Genomic DNA, 18,564 nt, shown 5'->3' on the forward strand with positions numbered 1-18,564 from the left:
ATCAGCTGGCATAGGCGCGCAGGCGCTCGGCGCGCTCACCCTGACGGAGCTTGCCCATGACCTCGCGTTCGATCTGCCGCACGCGCTCGCGCGACAGCCCGAACATCCGGCCGATCTGGTCGAGAGTGCGCGGCTGGCCGTCGTCGAGGCCGTAGCGCATCCGGATGACCTGCTGCTCACGCTCGTCGAGCGTTGCGAGCACCGAGCGGATGTCAGAGTGCAACAGACCGGCGATCACGGCGTTCTCGGCGGAGGTCGCCTCGGCGTCCTCGATGAAGTCGCCCAACGGCGCCTCCTCGTCGCTGCCGACCGGCATGTCCAGGCTGACCGGGTCACGGCTGTGGTCGAGCAGGTCGGCGATCTTCTCCGCCGGGATACCCGACTCGCTGGCGAGCTCGTCGTCGGTCGCCTCGCGGCCGAGTTGCTGGTGGAGTTCGCGCTTGATGCGCGCCAGCTTGTTGACCTGCTCGACGAGGTGGACGGGCAGCCGGATGGTGCGACTCTGATCGGCCATACCGCGGGTGATGGCCTGACGGATCCACCATGTCGCATAGGTCGAGAACTTGAAGCCCTTCGCGTAGTCGAACTTCTCCATCGCGCGGATCAGACCCAGATTGCCTTCCTGGATCAGGTCGAGCAGCGGCATACCGCGACCGGTGTACCGCTTGGCCAGGGAGACCACCAGCCGGAGATTGGCCTCGAGCAGGTGCGCCCGGGCGAACTCGCCCTCGCGGACGATGACGGCGAGGTCACGCTTGCGGGTTGCCGACAACCGCTTCTTGGTGGCCAGGAGGTTCTTGGCGTAGAGGCCTGCCTCGATCATCTTGGCGAGTTCGACCTCCTGCTCGGCGTTGAGCAGAGCCGTACGGCCGATGCCGTTGAGATAGACGCGAACGAGGTCGGCAGCCGGGGACTGTGCATCCAGATCCTGCTCCGTCATGGCGGGGCGGGTCCGGGTGGAAGTGGGATCGTCGGCGAATCCAGTAGTCGTGGTCGGGCGTGAAACTGTCGAGCGTGACATTCGGCCTCCTGACTTGAGTGCGTTCATGAGGTCCAACGCGTTCGGGGGGGTGAAAGTTCCCGGGGGTTCCCGCGACTGCGTCGTCTGAGATAGACGTGACCAGCGGTTACCACGAGCCGATTCAGCGGGCTACATGAGAAGTTGCTGAGAGTGTGGGTCAGCGGGAACCGCGTTCCGAATCGTCCTCGGCCTGATCGCGTGGGGTGTCCGTTGTCGAGTCGACGACATGGGATTCGGGACTGGCGGCGGTGCTGCCCAGCGACATCGGTTCGACGACGGAATGATCGGCGCCGTATTTGTATTGCGGCGCCTCGCCACGCTTGCGCGGCGGCCGGTCGTTGGCGATCAGGACCGCCACCCACGGGATGGGGATCGAGATCGCGACGATCGCGAGCGCGAGCAGACCGTTGTGTGTCGAGCTGTAGACGATCCCGGCGATCACCAGGGCGGGAACGCGAAAGGCCATCAACGTGAGGTACTTGCGCACCCTCGCGCGCTGCTGATCTTCGAGAGATCGATGGGCATCGGTGATCAGGAAGGCGTCGCGGTCGTCGCGATGGGGTACTCGGGCACCATCCGTACCGGTGCCCCCGCGTGCCCCAGATCCGTCGCCAGCCATGATTCCACTGTCCCACTTTCGGGTGCGGATTGCATCGGCGGGATCCCTAGGTCGGGCTGCCGTGCGACGATCGATCGGACCGCGACGGCGGGCGATCGACGCGGCTGGCAGCGGACACCTGGTGTGTCGCACAATGGAGCACATGGGAACGCAGACGATTGAGCGGCCGGACCTCGACGAACGGACCGACGTCGACGAACGGCCTGATGCCGACGCCACCGACAGGGGCGACGACGACCGCCCCAAATTCTTCCACTACGTGAAGAAGAACAAAATCGCGGAGAGCGCTGTGATGGGGAGCCATGTGGTCGCGCTGTGCGGCGAGACCTTCCCGGTCACGCGCTCGGCCAAGCCCGGGTCTCCGGTGTGCCCGAAATGCAAGAAGATCTACCAGCGGATGAAGAAGAGCTGAGCGTCGCGGTCGCTCACGCGACCGGACCGTCGTCGGGCGGACGTGCACGGGTGGGGCGTGGACGTACCGGTTGATCGCGCCCGGTACCGGGATCATCCGAGGACCGGCCACGCCGGATCGGTCCGGAGGACAGGCGGTCGGGCAGCGTCTTGAGCTGGCCGGTGATGTCAGAGGTCTGCGACGACACCCAGTCGCGCACCTGGGTGGACGCGGCCGGCTTGGCCGGCCACAACGACTGGACCGCGGCGTTGAACTCGGCGCCGACCACGATCGCGAATCCCAGAAAGAACGTGAACAGCAGGAACGCGATCGGGGTCGCCAGCGCTCCGTAGGTGTAGCCGGCCCGGGTGATCGCGGTCAGGTAGATGCGCAGGATATAGCTCGCGATCCAGAAGAACACCCCGGCCACCACCGCGCCGCCGACCAAGCGGTGCCAGGGCAGCGGATTGGGCAGCGCCAGGTGGTAGAGCGTGGTGAGCACGATCAGCATCAGGGCGGCGACGAACGGGAAGTAGCCGTAGTCGATCAGCTGGGTGACGATCGGATCCCAGGATTCGGGCACGATCTCGTGCAGATAGTTGGGGCCAAGGGCGACCAGGGGCAGCAGGAACACCGCGATGATCAGGAACCCCACGTAGAGGAACAGGGCGAAGAAGCGCTGCCACACGGGATTTCGGACCTGGTGCTGGTCGTGGGCTCGCACAATCGACGCGACGAAGCAGGAGACCGCCGACGAGCCGGCCCATAGGGAGATGATGAAGCCCGCCGAGATCACCACGACCTTGCCGCGCCCGAGGACGTTGTCGACGGTGGGTTTGATGATGTCGCTGACGACGTTGTCGGAGAAGGTGCGGTTGGCGAACGCGATGATCCGCTCATAGATCACGTCGACCGTGTCGGGGCCGAACCATCCGGCAATGTAGCCGACGCTCCCGAGGATCCCGAGTACGAGCGGTGGCAGCGAGAGGGCCTGCCAGAAGGCGGCCTGCGCGGCCCAGCCGACGACGCCGTCGTCCCAGGCCTTCTTGATGGTCCGCCATACCAGCCGGTGCAGATTCGGCAGCACCGGCGGGCCGGGCGGGTGCGGGATCTCGACGGCGGGGTCGTCGTGGCCGGTCGGCGCTCGCGTATCGCCGCGGTCCGGTGGACCCTCCTGTTCACGGCCGAGCGTCTCTGGGGCGGGTGACCGTCGGCGGTTGCGCGTTGACCCGGGTTCCGTCTGCCGGCGGTTCGGTCGGGACGCCTGAGGGACGGTCGGTGGGGCAGGATCGACGATGGGGGTGGTCGGCATGCTCCCGTCGGGGCTCCGGCCCGCAACACCCCGGTTCCGCGCGTACGGCCCATCCGCCGACGACGTGCTGTCCTCGGTGATCGGTACAGGGTTCCGGTTGCGACTGTCTATGGCTCCAGCATCCCTGATCACGCACCGAAGCGGGTGACCGGTCCCGGCGTGGTGTGTGGTGTGTCGGATCCGCCACCCGCAGACGGGACGATCTGTGCCACACCCGCGACCGAGTGCGCGTCGCCCGAGCCGTCGTCGGCGGCCCCCGGTAGCATGGCCCGCGTCCCCTTGAGTGTGCGGATGGATCGGGAGCCGAGCGACCGGGCCGGGCGAAGATCTCGTGCACGAGGGGATGTTTCATGCCCCCGGAACGTGGTGTCCGGCCCCGATGACAGGTGTCAGGAGCAGTGCAGGAGTGACTTCAGCAGCCCACGACGACCCATCCGCCCACGAGGTGCCGGTTCCGGCAGACCCGGCGCTGCGAGCCTGGCAGCGGCGCGCACTGACGAAGTACCTGACGCGCCGTCCCCAGGACTTCCTCGCGGTGGCCACGCCCGGTGCCGGTAAGACCACCTTCGGGCTCCGGGTGGCGCGCGAACTGCTCGACGACCGGACAGTCGACCAGATCGCCGTCGTCGCGCCGACGGAGCATCTGAAGCACCAGTGGGCCGAGGCTGCCGCCCGAGTGGGGATCGCGCTGGACTCTCGGTTCAGCAACTCGACCGGCCAGACCAGTTCGGATTACCACGGGGTGGTCCTCACCTATGCGCAGGTCGCTGCGCATCCCACTCGGCATCGCGTGCGGACCGAGAACCGGCGGACCCTGGTGATCCTGGACGAGATCCACCACGGCGGCGACGCCAAATCGTGGGGCGACGCGATTCGTGAGGCATTCTCCGACGCGACGCGCCGTCTGGCGCTGACCGGCACACCGTTCCGGTCCGACGACTCGCCGATCCCGTTCGTCACCTATGAACCCGAGGCGGGCGGGGTGCTGCGGTCCAAGGCCGACCACACCTACGGCTATGCCGACGCGCTCGCCGACGGAGTGGTCCGCCCGGTGGTCTTCCTCGCTTACAGCGGGCAGGCCAGCTGGCGGACCAGCGCAGGCGAGGAGTTCACGGCGCGCCTGGGTGAGCCACTGTCCCAGGAGCACACCGCGCGGGCCTGGCGGACCGCGCTCGACCCGCATGGCGATTGGATTCCCGCGGTCCTCGAGGGCGCGCACACGCGTCTGCGTCAACTACGCGCCGGCGGTATCCCCGATGCGGGTGGGCTGGTCATCGCCACGGACCAGACGACCGCGCGTGACTACGCCGAGCTACTCACCGCGATCACCGGCAAGCGACCGACGATCGTGCTCTCCGACGATCCCAAGTCGTCGTCGCGGATCGCCGAGTTCGCCGCGTCCGATGACGAATGGATGGTCGCGGTGCGCATGGTGTCGGAAGGTGTCGACGTGCCGCGACTCGCGGTCGGCGTCTACGCCACCAGCGCCTCGACGCCCCTCTACTTCGCACAGGCGATCGGTCGCTTCGTGCGTTCCCGGCGCCCGGGGGAGACGGCGAGCGTCTTCCTGCCGTCGGTGCCGGTACTTCTCGGCCTCGCGAGCGAGATGGAAGCGGAACGCGACCACGTGCTGGGCAAACCACACCGCGAGAGCGACGGTCTCGACGACGCGCTGCTGATCGATGCGAACAAGCAGAAGGACGAACCCGGTGAGGATGAGAAGGCTTTCGAGTCGCTCCACGCCGACGCCGAACTCGATCAGGTGATCTTCGACGGTGCGTCGTTCGGCACGGCGACCTTCGCGGGCACCGACGAGGAGTCCGACTACCTGGGGCTCCCCGGTCTGCTCGACGCAGAGCAAATGCGCGCCCTGCTGCGCAAGCGGCAGGCCGAGCAGGTGTCGGATCGCACGGCCGCCGCGGCGGTGGACGCACCCGCGCCGACCCCCCGCCCCGCCGGCGAGAATCTGCACGCGTTGCGCAAGGAGCTCAACGGGCTGGTCGCGATGCATCACCACCGGACGGGCAAGCCGCACGGCATGGTGCACAACGAGCTGCGGACGCGGCTCGGCGGGCCCCCGACGGCCATGGCCACCGCCGATCAGTTACGAGATCGGATCGCCGCGCTGCGCGAGTGGCGCTGATCGGTCGACGTCGGACCCGGATACGAGAAGGCCCGGCCGGAATCTCCGGCCGGGCCTTCTCGGTTGCTCGTGTCGATCAGACCAATTCGCTCGCGGATTCCACGACCGTGGCGGACAGCTCGACGAGCTTCGCCTCGTGTTCGTTGAAGTGATGACGGCAGAAGAGAAGCTCTCCGCCCGCGGGCAGTACTGCCCGAACCTTGGCGGCTGCGCCGCAGCGGTCGCAGCGGTCGGCAGCGGTCAGCGGCATGGAGATCGGGGATGTGGTGGCGGTGTCTGACATGGTTCCTCCGTCCCGGTCCGGCGGGTCCGTCCGAGGTCGGTCGCCTTTCCCTTCGTGAGCCGACACATCGGTCTGATGCGTCGCCCTCACCTTCTCAGACGTTTGGGGGTTTCGTATTGTTCCGAGAGCCCGCGCGGGTGTGTCGTCACTCACCCGTAACACAGCGATCCGCGCCGGCAACAAGCCCAGGATCGGGTGTTACACCGAGTGCGACCCCGATCACACCTCCGATCACACTTCGGGCCGTGCCCGCGCGTCGCCGCGGCGGATCAGCCGGCTGACGACACGGACTCGACAGCGGTCGGTGTCACATCGACCGCACGCTCTTCGCGCTCCCGGCTCACCGCGTCCGAGGACTCGTTCTCGCGGTCGCGCAGGTACTCGCGCAGCGAATAGACGAACGCGGCCGCCCAGACCGCGACGACGACCACGTAGATGGCCGTCTGCACCGCGGACGGGACGTCGACGAGCTCGCTGTGCAGGAGTGAGCGCGTGTTGGTGAGCACGATCAGACCGCCGACCGACGCGCCGAGCAGTCGCGGCGGGATGTGGCGCACCAGCCAGGCCGCGATGGGAGCCGCGACGACACCGCCGACCAGGATCGCGCCGACCCACGCGAAGTTGATGCCCTGGGATCCGAGGCTGAACAGGAAACCCAGGCTGGCGGCGACCGCGATGATGAACTCGCTGGTGTCGATCGAACCGATGACCTTGCGAGGCTCGAGCCGTCCGCTGGCGAGGATCGCCGGCGTGCCGACCGGTCCCCAACCGCCGCCACCGGTGGCGTCGACGAACCCGGCGACGAGGCCGAGAGGGGACAGGAACCGTTTGCGCAGCGGCTTGCCGAGGTGATGGCGGGGGATGCCCTGCAGCGTGAAACGGGCCAGGATGTAGATGCCGAGGAGCAGCAGGATGATCGCCATCAGTGGGGCGGCGGCCTCGGTCGACAGGTTCGAGAGCACTGTCGCACCCAGGAAGGAACCGATGGCACCCGGTATCGCGATCCGTCGGACCACCTTCCAGTCGACATTGCCGAAACGCCAGTGGGAGATCCCGGACACCAAGGTGGTCCCGATCTCGGCGAGGTGGACGGTGGCCGACGCCGCGGCCGGGTTGGTGCCGACGGCGAGGAGCAGCGTGGTGGTGGTCACGCCGTAGGCCATACCGAGGCTGCCGTCGACGAGTTGCGCGGCGAGGCCCACGAGGCCGATCAGAACGATGGTTCGCATGGTTGAGGTCTTTCAGGTCAGGTGAAGGTGACTGAGCAGAAGTCCACCGGACCCGACCGTGCGCCAGATGCGGCGTCGAGGTACGGAGATCGTGACCGGGACTTCGTGGATCGACGCGCCGCGGGGATCAGCTGATCGGGCCGCGACGCCGACGACACAACATCGACGCCACGCGCAGCAGGTCGACGGACCGTCGGGTCACGAGCATGCGCAGAATGGTAGGACGTGCGGCACGGGAACCGGGTATTGCGCACCTGTGGAAATCTCTGCGGGCGCAACCTTGACAAATTGGCTGTCGTCGGGCACTTCTGATCGGCATGACCGGACCCGATGAATCACACCGTGGCATCGACGACGACGGACCGCGATACCTCGTACACCTGTGCACCCGCGACGAATGGGAGACCGCGCGACAATCCGGCCACCGTCAGCCGCCATCGCTCACCGACGCGGGTTTCGTCCACCTGTCGGCTCCTGTGCAGGTGCATCTGCCGGCGAATCGATTGTTCGCCGGACACGACGACCTCGTGCTGCTCATCGTCGACAGCGCGCTGCTCGACGCGCCCGTCGTGTGGGAACCCGGGGTGCCGGAGGATCCCGAGAGCATGCGTTTTCCGCATCTCTACGGCGCGCTGCCCACTCACGCGGTGGTCGAGATGCGCGCCTATCGTCCAGACGGTGCCACCGGAATGTTTCTGCCGCCGTCGATCTGAGATCGGCGGCGGCAGAAACAGGATTGCGGCGGTCGGGCGCCTAGTCCAGGTAGTCGCGCAGCACCTGGGAACGTGACGGGTGCCGCAGTTTCGACATCGTCTTCGACTCGATCTGGCGGATACGCTCGCGGGTGACGCCGTACACCTGCCCGATCTCGTCGAGGGTGCGCGGCTGACCGTCGGTCAGACCGAAGCGCAGGCGGACCACGCCGGCCTCGCGCTCGGAGAGCGTCTCGAGCACCGACTGGAGCTGATCCTGCAGCAGGGTGAAGCTCACCGCGTCGACCGCGACGACGGCCTCGGAATCCTCGATGAAGTCGCCGAGCTGGCTGTCACCCTCGTCGCCGATGGTCTGATCCAACGAGATCGGCTCTCGCGCATACTGCTGGATCTCCAGCACCTTCTCCGGCGTGATGTCCATCTCCTTGGCGAGCTCTTCGGGAGTGGGCTCGCGGCCCAGATCCTGGAGCAGCTCACGCTGGATGCGGCCGAGCTTGTTGATGACCTCGACCATGTGGACCGGGATGCGGATCGTGCGTGCCTGATCGGCCATCGCGCGGGTGATCGCCTGTCGGATCCACCAGGTGGCATACGTGGAGAACTTGTAGCCCTTGGTGTAGTCGAACTTCTCGACGGCGCGGATCAGACCGAGGTTGCCCTCCTGGATCAGGTCCAGGAACGCCATCCCGCGGCCGGTGTACCGCTTGGCCAGGGAGACCACCAGTCGCAGGTTCGCCTCGAGCAGATGGTTCTTGGCGCGGTTGCCGTCCCGCGAGATCCAGTTCAGATCACGCTTGGACGCGGTGCTGATCTTGTCACCCGAATCGACGAGTCGACGCAGTCGCTCGGTGGCGAAGAGGCCTGCCTCGATGCGCTTGGCGAGCTCGACCTCCTCTTCGGCGTTGAGGAGGGCGACCTTGCCGATCTGCTTGAGATAGGCGCGGACGGAGTCGGCCGATGCGGTGAGCTCGGCATCCTTGCGCGCCTGACGGAGCGCTTCTGACTCGTCCTCGTCCCAGACGAAGTCGCCTGCCGTCCGTTCTTTCTCCTCCGGGACCTGTTTGCTCTTGGCCGCGGCAGGCTTGGCTGCGCCTGCTGCTGCCGGGACCACCACGGTCTCTTCGGCGTCATCGGTCTCGGCGTCCTCGCTGTCGGGCGAGTCGTCATCGTCATCGTCGTCGACGGCGATGTCGTCGATCTCGACATCCTCGTCGATCTCGCCGTCGGGGGCGTCGATGTCGTCGATCGTGCCGGAGTCTTCGACGTCCTGGGTCGACTCGACACCGTCGGCATCCGACGGTGTGGTGGCCTTCTTGGCTCCGCGCTTCGCAGGGGCCTTCTTTGCCGCCTTCTTGGCGGTTGCCTTGCGAGCGGGCGCCTTCTTGGCCGCTTTCTTTGCGGGTCGCTTGGCCGGCGCGTTCTCCGTGGCGGTCGTCGCGTCTGTCGAATCGTCGACGTCGGCCTGGCGGGTCTGGGTGGCTGCCACGTACAACCTTTCGGAACTGACTATCGTGAATCTCTCACGGCGGCATGCGCCGACGCGGATCAGGGCTTGATTTCTCGGTGCGTGATCACCGGTGAGGACCATTGTAACGACATCGCCCCGCCGGATGTGACAAAGACCAGGTCAGTGAGTTGTCGGGACGGTGCCGACGGTCCACAACCGGACTAGGTGCGAAGGCCGGCATCGACGGCCATCGCCGCACCCACGATACCCGCGGTGTTGAGCAGGGTGGCCGGAACCACGGGCGTCTTGTTGGTCAGGTGCGGGATCCATTTGTCGGACTTGCGGCTGATCCCGCCCCCGACGATGAAGAGCTTCGGCCAGAGCAGTGCCTCGTATGCCTCGAGGACATGCGAGAGCTTGTGCGCCCACTTCTCGTAGGTCCAGCCCTTGTCCTCCTTGACCTTCGACGACGCCCGGTGCTCGGCCTCCTTGCCGTCGATGATCATGTGGCCGAGCTCCGTGTTCGGGACCAGGGTGCCGTTGATGAGGATGGCGGTGCCGATGCCGGTGCCCAGGGTGAGCAGCATGACCACCCCGTCGACGCCTGCGCCGCCGCCGTGGCGGTCCTCGGCCATCCCGGCCGCGTCGGCGTCGTTGAGCACGGAGACGGTCCTGCCCGACAACGCGGAACTGAACAGCTCATAGACGTCCGTGCCGATCCAGCCCTTGTCGATGTTGGCGGCGGTGCGCATGGTGCCGTCGGTGATGACGCCGGGCAGCGTGAGCCCGACCGGTCCGGTCCAATCGAAGTGGTCGACCACTTCTGCGACGCCGCCGGCGACGGCATCGGGGGTGGAGGGTTGCGGGGTCAGCACCTTGAATCGGTCGCCGACGAGCAGTCCGGTGTCGAGGTCGACGATCCCGCCCTTGATCCCGGAACCGCCGACGTCGACTCCGAATCCGAGATTGGCTCCCGGTTGGGCGGTGCTCGCTACCTCGGCGTCGGTCATGTCGGAGTCCTCTCTGATCCACCCAATGGGAACTTGCGCGGCCTCAAGGCTATCCAGCCCGGGCACACCGTGCGCGAGGTCGATGCAAAGTCGTCACCCACTGCACGGCCGCCGTGCAGGACGCGATGGTCAGGACCGAGCCCCTGTGGGCAGATCACGCGGCGGTGTGCTCACATAGGGACGTGACGGATCATTCCGGGCCAGAGGTCCTCGAGCGCGTCGCGATCGATGTGGCGCAGCGTGCGGCCGACCATGTGCGACGACGCCGCCCGGAGCTGTTCGGTCCGGGACCGGGCCACGATCCCGATGCGGTGCGCACGGATGCGGACACCCCGGACGCGGATGCGGCACCCGTCAGCACCAAGTCGACCCTGACCGATCCGGTGACCCTCGCCGATACCGAGACCGAGCAGCTGATCCGCTCGGAGCTCCGGTCCCGGCGCCCGGGGGACGAGATCCTCGGCGAGGAGGCCGGTGGAACCGTGGACGTGCCCTCCGGAGTGCGGTGGGTGGTCGATCCGATCGACGGCACGGTGAACTTCATGTACGGCATCCCGGCTTACGCGGTCTCCGTCGCGGCCCAGGTGGACGGTCGGTCGGTCGCCGGTGCGGTGGTCGATGTGGCTCGCGCCGTCACGTACTCGGCCGCACTCGGCGCCGGCGCCCATGTGGATGCCGGTGACGGGCGGATCAAGCTCTCCTGCAACCCGATCGGTCGTCTGGATCTGGCTCTGGTGGCCACCGGGTTCTCCTACGACGCCGGCCGTCGCGCCACGCAGGGGGCGATCATCGCGGAACTGCTTCCGCGGGTGCGGGACATCCGCCGTGTCGGTGCTGCAGCACTCGATCTGTGCATGGTGGCGAGCGGTGCGGTGGACGCGCATTTCGAACACGGGCTGAGTCCGTGGGACTGGGCCGCCGGTGGGCTGATCGCCGCCGAGGCGGGCGCGCAGGTGTCCACGCCGCCCCCGGACTCGCGTTCGGGTGACGGCCATCCGACGATCGCGGTGGCGCCTGGCATCGCGGACGACTTCCTGCGGCTGCTCGACAGCCTCGGGGCCCGCAACCTGATGCCGTCGGCCTAGATCTCGCCGCCGGCCGGGCCGGCCGGCAGGAGGGCCTCAGCACGACGGTGGCAGCACGACGGTGTCAGCAGGACGCCGAATGTACGGCCTTGACCAACGTCGGGTCCGCGCCGGTGCGCGGGTCCTTGGGATCGGCCGATCGCAGCGCCTCGAGGGCGGCCTGTGCATCCTGCGATTGCTCGCGGCCCTCGTAGTACTTGCCGAGCGCGACATCGACCCCGGTGCCCTGGCGCCCGTCGTCGACCAGCTGGGCACAGGGGAGTGCCAGCCAGACCGCGGCGGCGCTCGCCTTGCCTGCCGGACCGAATCGGATCTGCGCGTAGCAGGACAGGTCCTGGTTGGTGTAGACGGTGTCGTCGCCATACGGGTTGTCGGGAACCGGATTGAAACCCTGGGCGGTCAGGTCGTCGGACACCGACCGCGCCGCGCCGCGCTGCGACGACGCGTTGAGCACCCGGACCTGGAACGTCGACAAGGCGGCCGGCGTCGCCGCCAGCATCTCGTCGCGGTTGGCCGGGGCGACCGTGGCGGGCGCCTGCGATGGTGCGGGCAGCCCGGGATCCGGAGCGGCCGCGGCCGAGGGTTGAGCGGGTGCCGGCATCGGCTGGTTGCAGTTGGTCGGCACCGCGACCGGACCTGAATCGGCTAGCGCGACCGCCCAGGTGATCAGACCTGCAACCAGCAACACGACCGCGACGATGATCGCCGGACGCATTCGGCGTCGACGAAACGGCCGACCCTTCGCGTCGACCGAGGACCCCGATGTTAGCTGCGACACCACCGTGAACTGGCTCCTTCTCCGACGCGCGACCTTGGCGCCCACTGTAAACGGTGGTCGTCGGCGCGCGACGCAGGCAGGCCGCACTGTGGAATAACGCCTGTACAGGGCGCCCTGCCCGTCGCGTTGGAGCGCGGGTCCGGCGCCGCCGCGCCGTGCGCATCGACGCGCCGGGGAATGATCCGCCCGAGGTGATCGTTGACCGAGCCACGTCGGTGGACTAAGCTTCGGGCGCCCGCCCCTCCAAACAGCGGGGGGCACGTGGATTGAATGTGATGAAGATCACGCCGATCCGCAGGGTTCTGGGTAACGAATTGCACCGGTCACGACGTTGTAGAGACGCCGCCGGCAAGACAATCCCGGCGGGCTCGCGCACCTAGGTTTGTTCGGTCACAAGCCGACATCCGAGAGCGCCCCTCACACTCTCTCAAATAGGTAAGGCACACAATGGCTACTGATTACGATGCGCCACGACGCACAGAGACCGAGGACGTCAGCGAGGATTCCCTCGAGGAGTTGAAAGCGCGACGAAGCGAAGCCCAGTCCTCGGCCGTCGATGTCGACGAGAGCGACACCGCCGAATCGTTCGAGCTGCCCGGTGCGGATCTGTCGGGCGAGGAATTGTCGGTCCGGGTGATCCCCAAGCAGGCCGATGAGTTCACTTGCACGAGCTGCTTTCTCGTCTACCACCGCAGCCGACTCGCCCGCGAGAACGGCAGTTCGATGATCTGCGTGGACTGCGCCTGACGAACCGATGAGGGAGGCGGGTCGTCGATGCAGACCCCGCCTCCACGCTCAGTCGGCGATACCCGCCTCCGCTGCCGCGTCGGGTAGGTCGAGAGCGGCGAGCAGCGCCGACGGATTCCGGGTCGACACGAGCCAATACGGTGTCGGGTCATCGGGATCGTCGAGCACCAGCAGCACCATCGTCTTGACCCAAGCCTTGTGCATGAGGAATGCGGCCGGGTCGAGCTGGCGACCCAGTGCTGCACTCTTCGCGGTCGCGGGGACGGTCGCCCCGCGAGCGATGACCGCCCGCGGGAGACGGGCGCGACCGGCATGCAGTTCACGGTCCGGGGTCACCCGGACCGACGCGCGGCCGAGCGACCACAGCATCCACGCGCACAGCAATCCGACCACCACGTAGCCCACCACGCTCCACGCCGCGCGGTGCGCCGACAGCTGGATCTCGTAGCCGAGCACCCCCGTCACGACCGCTGCGGCCACCCACCACCACCACGGCACGTGGAGGCGTTCATGGAAGCGGTCCGACCCCGAATTGCCTTCTCCCGCCGATCGGTCTGCGTCGCCGGGGAGCCAGGGATGATCGTCGCCGGACGGCGAATCGGCCGGATTCTCAGGTGATGCTGGAGGAGTCACGCGACCAGCGTAGTCTGCCCTCGTGACGCCGAAATCCTCCACTGCGGCATCTGGCCGACCCGACCTGATCGGGGCGCTGCGGGTCCGCCGACTCGATCCGGACATTCCATTGCCCACCCGCGCACATCCCGGCGACGCGGGTGTCGACCTGTGTTCGACGATCGACCTCGAGCTGCCGCCCGGTCGCCGCCAGCTGGTCGGCACCGGCCTCGCCGTGGCTCTGCCCCTCGGTACCGTCGGACTTGTCCATCCCAGGTCCGGCCTGGCCGCACGTGCCGGGCTGTCGATCGTCAATTCGCCGGGCACGATCGACGCCGGATACCGCGGGGAGATCAAGGTCTGTCTGATCAATCTCGACCCCGACGAGCCGATCTCGATCGCACGCGGGGACCGGATCGCCCAATTGCTCGTCCAGCGCGTCGAACTGCCGGAGCTGGTCGAGGTCGACGAGCTCGACGACACGAGTCGCGGTGCCGGGGGATACGGCTCCAGCGGTGGTCATGCGGTGCTCGCAGATGCTGTTCCGGAGATCGACGGGGATTCTGGTCCGTGATCCGACCGGCGATGCACCCGACGAGCGAACACTTCCCGAGGAGTACACGACATGGCACGAGATGAGCAGGGCGAGTTGCGGATCGGCTCGGCCGAGGGCCCGTACGACATCGAGGCCCTCGACACCCCCGCCGAGGAGCTCGAGAACTCGCACCTCGACTTGGGTTCGGTGCTCGTGCCGGTGGTCGAAGGTGGTCAGGTCACGGTGGAGATGTCCGCCGAGCACGAGCCCGAGGCCGTCTACCTGGTGACGCCGCACGGGCGGATCAGCGTGGGTGCGTTCGCCGCACCGAAATCACCGGGACTGTGGCGTGAGGTGGTGACCGAGCTCGCTGCCTCGCTGCGTGACGAAGGTGCGCAGGTGGCGATCGAGGACGGCCACTGGGGACGCGAGATCATCGCCACCGTCCCCGGCGCGGCTCATCGTTTCATCGGCGTGGACGGCCCGCGATGGATGGTGCGTTGCATCGCAAGCGGGCCCGACGAGACCGCCGACGAGCTCGGCAGGCTCGCTCGGGCGGTTCTGGCCGAGTCCGTGGTGCGCCGCGGTGACGAACCGCATCCGCCGCGGGACGCGCTGCCGATCGTGTTGCCCCCGGTCCTCGCGGAGCAGGTCGCGGCGGCGCAGCAGCAGATGCTCGACGATCAGACGGCGGGCGATGACGGGGGCGCACCGGCAGATTCCGCCGAGGCGTCGGTGCCCGGCGGAGCGCTGGAACAGGTCGCTTCGGCCACCGTCATCAGTGACGACGCGGTGCCGCCGCCGATGGAGGAACCCGCGCCGATCGAACAGCCAGAGGTGGAGGACGACGAGCAGATGCCGCGCTCATCCGGGTCGGCGATGCAGCGCTTCCGTCGCAACCGGCGCGGCTGAATCTGTAGCCGACCGTCTCAGCAGATATCGAGCCACCCTCGCGCGCAACCGAACCCGAGAACTGCAGGGTTGTTCCCCCAGTCCGCGAGGGTCACCTCGGTCAACGCGGACCTCGGTGCCGCGGCCGCCCATTCCCGGCCGACCTCACCGGGATGGACGGGGTCGTCGACGGCCGTGGTGATCGCCAACGGCGCGGTGAGAGTGGCGATCTTCGAGAGGTCGGGGGAATGGAACCCGGCAGCCTCGGTCAGCTGATCGGCGAGACCGGGATGCAGTGCCCGCCATGAACGACTCAGTTCGGCCGCGAGCCAATCGGGACTCGAGGCGGCCATCGCGACGATGGTCGGTTCGAGGCCGTCTGCCGCGAGCGCGCCGGCTGTCGCGCGGGCGCTCCACGCGGCGGGCGCGGCGGCGGGGTCGCCGGTCCAGGCCGGCAGCGCCGCCCACACCCCGGCGCACGGGCTGTGCAGGGCCCAGGAGAGCGCGATGGCGGCACCGATGGACACACCGCCGACGATGACTGGACCGGCATCGTCGGCGAGTTCGTCGAGACTGCGGAGATGCCCGTCGACCAGGTTTTTCGACGGTTCGAGCGCTATCAGTGTGAGACCGATCTCATCGGCGGCGGGTCCGAACGCGCGGTGCACGTAGTCGGCGTCGGAGCCCGTACCGGGCATGGCCACGATCGTTGTCGGCACCCTCCGATCGGACCCTGCTGTATCGGGCATGTCATGATCATGCCCGACGTTGAACAGGGAGCAAGAAGAGGATTACGCTGGCGAGTGCGAGCAGGGTTTTCAGCCCAGCCCACTTCGCCTCGCAACAAGTCACCCAGGAGGGTGTGATGGCCACCACCGGTTATCTCAAACGGTTGACGCGCCGATTGACCGAAGATCTCGGAGATGCCGACGCCGTACAGATCGCGGAGGAGTCGCGTGCCACGGGTGCGCAACGCGCCGCGGAGTGTTGTCGTGGCGATGAGGTCACGATGCACGGTGAGCTGCGAGCGGTGGAGACCTGTTCGCGGTCCGCGAAGGTCGGGGTGAAGGCGGAGTTCTTCGACGGTTCCGACACCGTCGTACTCAAGTGGCTCGGCCGGAACCGGATCCCAGGGATCGAACCCGGCCGGAAGTTGACCGTACGGGGTCGGCTGGCCGAACACGACGGCACCAAGGTGATCTACAACCCGTACTACGAACTCTATGGCTCAGACGACGAATGATCCGTCGGCCGGCGGACCCGCCGATGACGCGGCCGGCGTCGACGGCCGACCGGACCGTGTCGACGAATCCACCGATCACGACTCAACGCCCGCTCCGACGATTCTCGAGCAGATGGGCGGGGTCTCCGGGCTGATCTACTCGACGGTGCCGATCGTCGTCTTCGTCCCCGTCAATGCGGTGTGGGGCCTGACGGCCGCGATGATCGCGGCCCTCGTCGTCGCCGTCACGATCTTCGGCGTGCGTCTCGTCCGCCGCGAGCCCCTCAACCCGGCCGTCTCGGGCCTGATCGGTGTCGCGATCTGCGTGTTCATCGCGCACAAGGTCGGAGACGCCAAGGGCTACTTCCTTTTCGGCATCTGGACCACGCTCGCGTACGCCGTGGCCTTCGTGGCGTCGATCGTGGTCCGATGGCCGTTGGTCGGCGTCGCCTGGAACCTGATCAGCGGCGATGGCATGGCGTGGCGCAAACATCGAAAGACCTTGGTCGCCTACGACATCGCCACCGCGTTCTGGGCGCTGGTGTTCCTCGCCCGATACCTCACCCAGTCCGAACTCTACGATCACGGCAGTACCGGATGGCTCGCTGTCGCGCGCATCTCCATGGGCTGGCCGCTGACCGCGCTCGCGGTGCTGGCCACCGTTTTACTCGTCCGGCGTGCGACGCGTGAAGAGGAACAGATGGAGATCTCCGACGATGCGGCCGGACCGGACAGGGATGCCGCTGCGGGGGTCGCGGACAACCCGCTTCGCTGACATCCAGCTCTGCTGACGTCCAGCACCACTGAGATCCTGCGCTACCGAAGGCCCGCCGGTCGCGGCTCGGCGGGTCGCCCCCTCGGCGGGTCGCCCCCTCGGCGGATCTGCCCCCTCAGTGGATCTGCCCCCTCAGTGGATCTGCCCCCTCAGTGGATCTGCCCCCTCAGTGGATCTGCCCCCTCAGTGGATCTGCATCGCCTGGTGCAGTTCGGGCTCGGCTTCGGCGGGTGCGATGAAGACCAGCTCGTCGCCGCCCTCGATGGCGTCGTCGCTCTGGGGCACGATCACCCGACCGCCGCGCAGGATGGTGACCAGTGCCACATCCCGGGGGAGTGCCAGTTTCCGCACCGGCTTGCCGGCCAACGGGGTGTTCGGAGGCAGGGTGAGCTCGACGAGGTTGGCCTGTCCCTGCCGGAATGTCATCAGGCGGACCAGATCACCGACCGAGACCGCCTCTTCGACCAGGGATGCGAGAATGCGTGGCGTCGAGACCGCCACGTCGACACCCCAGTCGTCGCCGAACAGCCATTCGTTGCGCGGATCGTTGACCCGGGCCACCACCCGATTGACCGCGAATTCGGTTTTCGCGAGCAGGCTCACGACGAGATTGGCCTTGTCGTCGCCGGTCGCCGCGACCATCACGTCGAACGTCTGCAGCGATGCCTGCTCGAGATTGCTCAGTTCGCAGGCGTCGGCCTGCACCCATGTCGCCTCCCGCACCGACTCACGATCGATGTGGGAAGGGTTGCGCTCGAAGAGGGTGACCTCGTGCGAATTGAGCAGGAGCTCGCGGGCGATCGAGCGCCCGACTGCGCCGGCACCGGCGATGGCGACCTTCATCGTGTGTTCTCTCTCACCCTCAGTCAGTTGCGGTGTACGGTGCCCGCGCGGTTGCGCGGGCATTGACGAGATTGTCGGTCAGTGTGGCTGCGTAGATGACATCTTCTTGTTGGAGAACAGTTTTCATCTCCGGGAGAATCGGACGGCCGAGCCGGGTGAGGAAGGCGATCCGGGCGCCGGTCTCCTCCTGGAACTTCCCGACGGTCACCCCGATCCACGTTTCGTCGATGTCGAGCTGGGCGATGGCGAGTGATCCCGACGGATCCCGCCACGCAGTGGTCGTCGAGGTCTCCCCGAGGGCCGAGACGAACCGTTCGGTCGTCCACGGCACGGTTGCGACGGTCGGGATGCCGAGTCGTTCGTAGACCTCGGCCCGCTTGGCGTCGTAGATGCGTGCCACGACGCGCTCCACGCCGAATGTCTCGCGGGCGACACGTGCCGCGATGATGTTGGAGTTGTCGCCCGAGGAGACCGCGGCAAATGCGTCGGCGGTCTCGATCCCTGCCCGTGTCAGGACATCCCGGTCGAAGCCGACGCCGATCACGGTGGTGCCGCGGAAATCGGGACTGAGCCGGACGAAGGCCGAATGATCGCGATCGATGACCGACACGGTGTGGCCGCGCTTCTGCATCGCCATCGCCAGCGCCGACCCCACGCGCCCGCAACCCATGATGACTACCTGCACGTCCATCCTCTCCACGGCGTTTGTGCCCGAGTCTGTGCCCGGCGCGGTACGCGCTGGACGCATCGAACCTACCCGCACGGGTGGACCGGCGCGCGAGACCTCCGACACCGGGTCGTTTGCTCCTTGTGGCCCGGGCCCGTGGGCCCTTGTGGCCCGGGCCCGTGGGCCCTTGTGGCCCGGGCCCGTGGGCCCTTGTGGCCCGGGCCCGTGGGCCCTTGTGGCC

The 18,564-nt window shown here is 67.6% G+C and carries 22 protein-coding genes; 9 read left to right on the forward strand and 13 right to left on the reverse strand.

What is annotated here, in order from left to right:
- Window position 1: 1 nt before the first annotated feature.
- Both ACPXCG_RS19785 and ACPXCG_RS19790 read right to left on the reverse strand, forming a co-directional pair.
- The gene (locus ACPXCG_RS19785) at window positions 2-1,021 is read right to left on the reverse strand and encodes a sigma-70 family RNA polymerase sigma factor (protein ID WP_425793819.1); all 1,020 of its coding nucleotides are present in this window, start codon (window positions 1,019-1,021) and stop codon (window positions 2-4) included.
- A 157-nt stretch (window positions 1,022-1,178) separates the two neighbouring features.
- On the reverse strand, window positions 1,179-1,640 hold the full coding sequence (locus tag ACPXCG_RS19790) for a DUF3099 domain-containing protein (RefSeq protein WP_425793820.1): 462 nt from the start codon (window positions 1,638-1,640) through the stop codon (window positions 1,179-1,181).
- A 142-nt stretch (window positions 1,641-1,782) separates the two neighbouring features.
- Here ACPXCG_RS19790 and ACPXCG_RS19795 point away from each other — a divergent pair, with 142 nt between their 5' ends.
- On the forward strand, window positions 1,783-2,052 hold the full coding sequence (locus tag ACPXCG_RS19795; protein ID WP_425793821.1) for a DUF3039 domain-containing protein: 270 nt from the start codon (window positions 1,783-1,785) through the stop codon (window positions 2,050-2,052).
- Between the two features lie 13 nt (window positions 2,053-2,065).
- On the opposite strand, the gene ACPXCG_RS19800 is transcribed toward ACPXCG_RS19795, so the two are convergent.
- Window positions 2,066-3,343 (reverse strand): YihY/virulence factor BrkB family protein, encoded by a 1,278-nt coding sequence (locus ACPXCG_RS19800; protein ID WP_425793822.1) that lies wholly within the window; start codon window positions 3,341-3,343, stop codon window positions 2,066-2,068.
- Window positions 3,344-3,471: 128 nt separating this feature from the next.
- Window positions 3,472-3,609 carry a hypothetical protein gene (locus ACPXCG_RS19805; RefSeq protein WP_425793823.1) on the reverse strand — a complete coding sequence of 46 codons (138 nt, stop codon included), beginning with the start codon at window positions 3,607-3,609 and terminating at the stop codon, window positions 3,472-3,474.
- 140 nt (window positions 3,610-3,749) lie between these two features.
- Here ACPXCG_RS19805 and ACPXCG_RS19810 point away from each other — a divergent pair, with 140 nt between their 5' ends.
- The gene (locus ACPXCG_RS19810; protein WP_425793824.1) at window positions 3,750-5,486 is read left to right on the forward strand and encodes a DEAD/DEAH box helicase; all 1,737 of its coding nucleotides are present in this window, start codon (window positions 3,750-3,752) and stop codon (window positions 5,484-5,486) included.
- 76 nt (window positions 5,487-5,562) lie between these two features.
- On the opposite strand, the gene ACPXCG_RS19815 is transcribed toward ACPXCG_RS19810, so the two are convergent.
- Window positions 5,563-5,769, reverse strand: a complete 207-nt coding sequence (locus ACPXCG_RS19815) for a DUF7455 domain-containing protein (protein ID WP_161059271.1) — start codon at window positions 5,767-5,769, stop codon at window positions 5,563-5,565.
- A 269-nt stretch (window positions 5,770-6,038) separates the two neighbouring features.
- Window positions 6,039-6,998, reverse strand: a complete 960-nt coding sequence (locus tag ACPXCG_RS19820; protein ID WP_425793826.1) for a sulfite exporter TauE/SafE family protein — start codon at window positions 6,996-6,998, stop codon at window positions 6,039-6,041.
- Between the two features lie 317 nt (window positions 6,999-7,315).
- Between ACPXCG_RS19820 and ACPXCG_RS19825 the strand changes: the two genes are divergently transcribed.
- Window positions 7,316-7,711 (forward strand): DUF952 domain-containing protein, encoded by a 396-nt coding sequence (locus tag ACPXCG_RS19825; protein WP_425793827.1) that lies wholly within the window; start codon window positions 7,316-7,318, stop codon window positions 7,709-7,711.
- 40 nt (window positions 7,712-7,751) lie between these two features.
- Here ACPXCG_RS19825 and ACPXCG_RS19830 read toward each other — a convergent pair whose 3' ends face one another.
- On the reverse strand, window positions 7,752-9,197 hold the full coding sequence (locus ACPXCG_RS19830; protein ID WP_425793828.1) for an RNA polymerase sigma factor: 1,446 nt from the start codon (window positions 9,195-9,197) through the stop codon (window positions 7,752-7,754).
- Window positions 9,198-9,379: 182 nt separating this feature from the next.
- Entirely contained in the window at window positions 9,380-10,168 is a 789-nt protein-coding gene (gene ppgK / locus ACPXCG_RS19835) for a polyphosphate--glucose phosphotransferase (protein WP_425793829.1), read from the reverse strand.
- Between the two features lie 182 nt (window positions 10,169-10,350).
- Between ppgK and ACPXCG_RS19840 the strand changes: the two genes are divergently transcribed.
- Window positions 10,351-11,253 (forward strand): inositol monophosphatase family protein, encoded by a 903-nt coding sequence (locus tag ACPXCG_RS19840; RefSeq protein WP_425793830.1) that lies wholly within the window; start codon window positions 10,351-10,353, stop codon window positions 11,251-11,253.
- Between the two features lie 64 nt (window positions 11,254-11,317).
- Here the strand turns inward: ACPXCG_RS19840 and cei are convergent, their stop codons facing one another.
- Window positions 11,318-12,034, reverse strand: a complete 717-nt coding sequence (gene cei / locus ACPXCG_RS19845) for an envelope integrity protein Cei (RefSeq protein ID WP_425793832.1) — start codon at window positions 12,032-12,034, stop codon at window positions 11,318-11,320.
- A 444-nt stretch (window positions 12,035-12,478) separates the two neighbouring features.
- Here cei and ACPXCG_RS19850 point away from each other — a divergent pair, with 444 nt between their 5' ends.
- Entirely contained in the window at window positions 12,479-12,778 is a 300-nt protein-coding gene (locus ACPXCG_RS19850) for a DUF4193 domain-containing protein (protein ID WP_425793833.1), read from the forward strand.
- A 48-nt stretch (window positions 12,779-12,826) separates the two neighbouring features.
- Here the strand turns inward: ACPXCG_RS19850 and ACPXCG_RS19855 are convergent, their stop codons facing one another.
- Window positions 12,827-13,411: a DUF3093 domain-containing protein gene (locus ACPXCG_RS19855; protein WP_425793834.1), complete on the reverse strand. Its 585-nt coding sequence runs from the start codon at window positions 13,409-13,411 to the stop codon at window positions 12,827-12,829.
- 22 nt (window positions 13,412-13,433) lie between these two features.
- Between ACPXCG_RS19855 and dut the strand changes: the two genes are divergently transcribed.
- Both dut and ACPXCG_RS19865 read left to right on the forward strand, forming a co-directional pair.
- Entirely contained in the window at window positions 13,434-13,964 is a 531-nt protein-coding gene (gene dut / locus ACPXCG_RS19860) for a dUTP diphosphatase (RefSeq protein WP_425793835.1), read from the forward strand.
- A 51-nt stretch (window positions 13,965-14,015) separates the two neighbouring features.
- Entirely contained in the window at window positions 14,016-14,837 is an 822-nt protein-coding gene (locus ACPXCG_RS19865) for a DUF3710 domain-containing protein (protein WP_425793837.1), read from the forward strand.
- A 17-nt stretch (window positions 14,838-14,854) separates the two neighbouring features.
- Here ACPXCG_RS19865 and ACPXCG_RS19870 read toward each other — a convergent pair whose 3' ends face one another.
- The gene (locus ACPXCG_RS19870) at window positions 14,855-15,565 is read right to left on the reverse strand and encodes an alpha/beta hydrolase (RefSeq protein WP_425793838.1); all 711 of its coding nucleotides are present in this window, start codon (window positions 15,563-15,565) and stop codon (window positions 14,855-14,857) included.
- 116 nt (window positions 15,566-15,681) lie between these two features.
- Here ACPXCG_RS19870 and ACPXCG_RS19875 point away from each other — a divergent pair, with 116 nt between their 5' ends.
- Together ACPXCG_RS19875 and ACPXCG_RS19880 are read left to right on the forward strand one after the other, a co-directional pair.
- Entirely contained in the window at window positions 15,682-16,059 is a 378-nt protein-coding gene (locus ACPXCG_RS19875) for an OB-fold nucleic acid binding domain-containing protein (RefSeq protein ID WP_164308364.1), read from the forward strand.
- Window positions 16,040-16,813 (forward strand): DUF3159 domain-containing protein, encoded by a 774-nt coding sequence (locus tag ACPXCG_RS19880; protein ID WP_425793839.1) that lies wholly within the window; start codon window positions 16,040-16,042, stop codon window positions 16,811-16,813. Before ACPXCG_RS19875 ends, ACPXCG_RS19880 begins: the two co-directional genes overlap by 20 nt.
- A gap of 183 nt (window positions 16,814-16,996) precedes the next feature.
- Here ACPXCG_RS19880 and ACPXCG_RS19885 read toward each other — a convergent pair whose 3' ends face one another.
- Both ACPXCG_RS19885 and ACPXCG_RS19890 read right to left on the reverse strand, forming a co-directional pair.
- Window positions 16,997-17,656: a potassium channel family protein gene (locus ACPXCG_RS19885; protein WP_425793840.1), complete on the reverse strand. Its 660-nt coding sequence runs from the start codon at window positions 17,654-17,656 to the stop codon at window positions 16,997-16,999.
- Window positions 17,657-17,675: 19 nt separating this feature from the next.
- Window positions 17,676-18,341 (reverse strand): potassium channel family protein, encoded by a 666-nt coding sequence (locus tag ACPXCG_RS19890; RefSeq protein ID WP_425794014.1) that lies wholly within the window; start codon window positions 18,339-18,341, stop codon window positions 17,676-17,678.
- Window positions 18,342-18,564: the final 223 nt, after the last annotated feature.

Source organism: Gordonia sp. DT218 (assembly GCF_049847105.1).
GTDB lineage: Bacteria > Actinomycetota > Actinomycetes > Mycobacteriales > Mycobacteriaceae > Gordonia.

Coding starts and splice junctions, on each gene's coding strand:
- ACPXCG_RS19815 (WP_161059271.1), bottom strand. CDS start 5,769: ATGTCAGACACCGCCACCACATCCCCGATCTCCATGCCGCTGACCGCT.
- ACPXCG_RS19875 (WP_164308364.1), top strand. CDS start 15,682: ATGGCCACCACCGGTTATCTCAAACGGTTGACGCGCCGATTGACCGAA.
- ACPXCG_RS19795 (WP_425793821.1), top strand. CDS start 1,783: ATGGGAACGCAGACGATTGAGCGGCCGGACCTCGACGAACGGACCGAC.
- ACPXCG_RS19870 (WP_425793838.1), bottom strand. CDS start 15,565: ATGCCCGATACAGCAGGGTCCGATCGGAGGGTGCCGACAACGATCGTG.
- ACPXCG_RS19805 (WP_425793823.1), bottom strand. CDS start 3,609: ATGCTACCGGGGGCCGCCGACGACGGCTCGGGCGACGCGCACTCGGTC.
- ACPXCG_RS19785 (WP_425793819.1), bottom strand. CDS start 1,021: ATGTCACGCTCGACAGTTTCACGCCCGACCACGACTACTGGATTCGCC.
- ACPXCG_RS19865 (WP_425793837.1), top strand. CDS start 14,016: ATGGCACGAGATGAGCAGGGCGAGTTGCGGATCGGCTCGGCCGAGGGC.
- ACPXCG_RS19850 (WP_425793833.1), top strand. CDS start 12,479: ATGGCTACTGATTACGATGCGCCACGACGCACAGAGACCGAGGACGTC.
- ACPXCG_RS19800 (WP_425793822.1), bottom strand. CDS start 3,343: ATGCCGACCACCCCCATCGTCGATCCTGCCCCACCGACCGTCCCTCAG.
- ACPXCG_RS19790 (WP_425793820.1), bottom strand. CDS start 1,640: ATGGCTGGCGACGGATCTGGGGCACGCGGGGGCACCGGTACGGATGGT.
- ppgK (WP_425793829.1), bottom strand. CDS start 10,168: ATGACCGACGCCGAGGTAGCGAGCACCGCCCAACCGGGAGCCAATCTC.
- ACPXCG_RS19885 (WP_425793840.1), bottom strand. CDS start 17,656: ATGAAGGTCGCCATCGCCGGTGCCGGCGCAGTCGGGCGCTCGATCGCC.
- ACPXCG_RS19820 (WP_425793826.1), bottom strand. CDS start 6,998: ATGCGAACCATCGTTCTGATCGGCCTCGTGGGCCTCGCCGCGCAACTC.
- ACPXCG_RS19880 (WP_425793839.1), top strand. CDS start 16,040: ATGGCTCAGACGACGAATGATCCGTCGGCCGGCGGACCCGCCGATGAC.
- ACPXCG_RS19825 (WP_425793827.1), top strand. CDS start 7,316: ATGACCGGACCCGATGAATCACACCGTGGCATCGACGACGACGGACCG.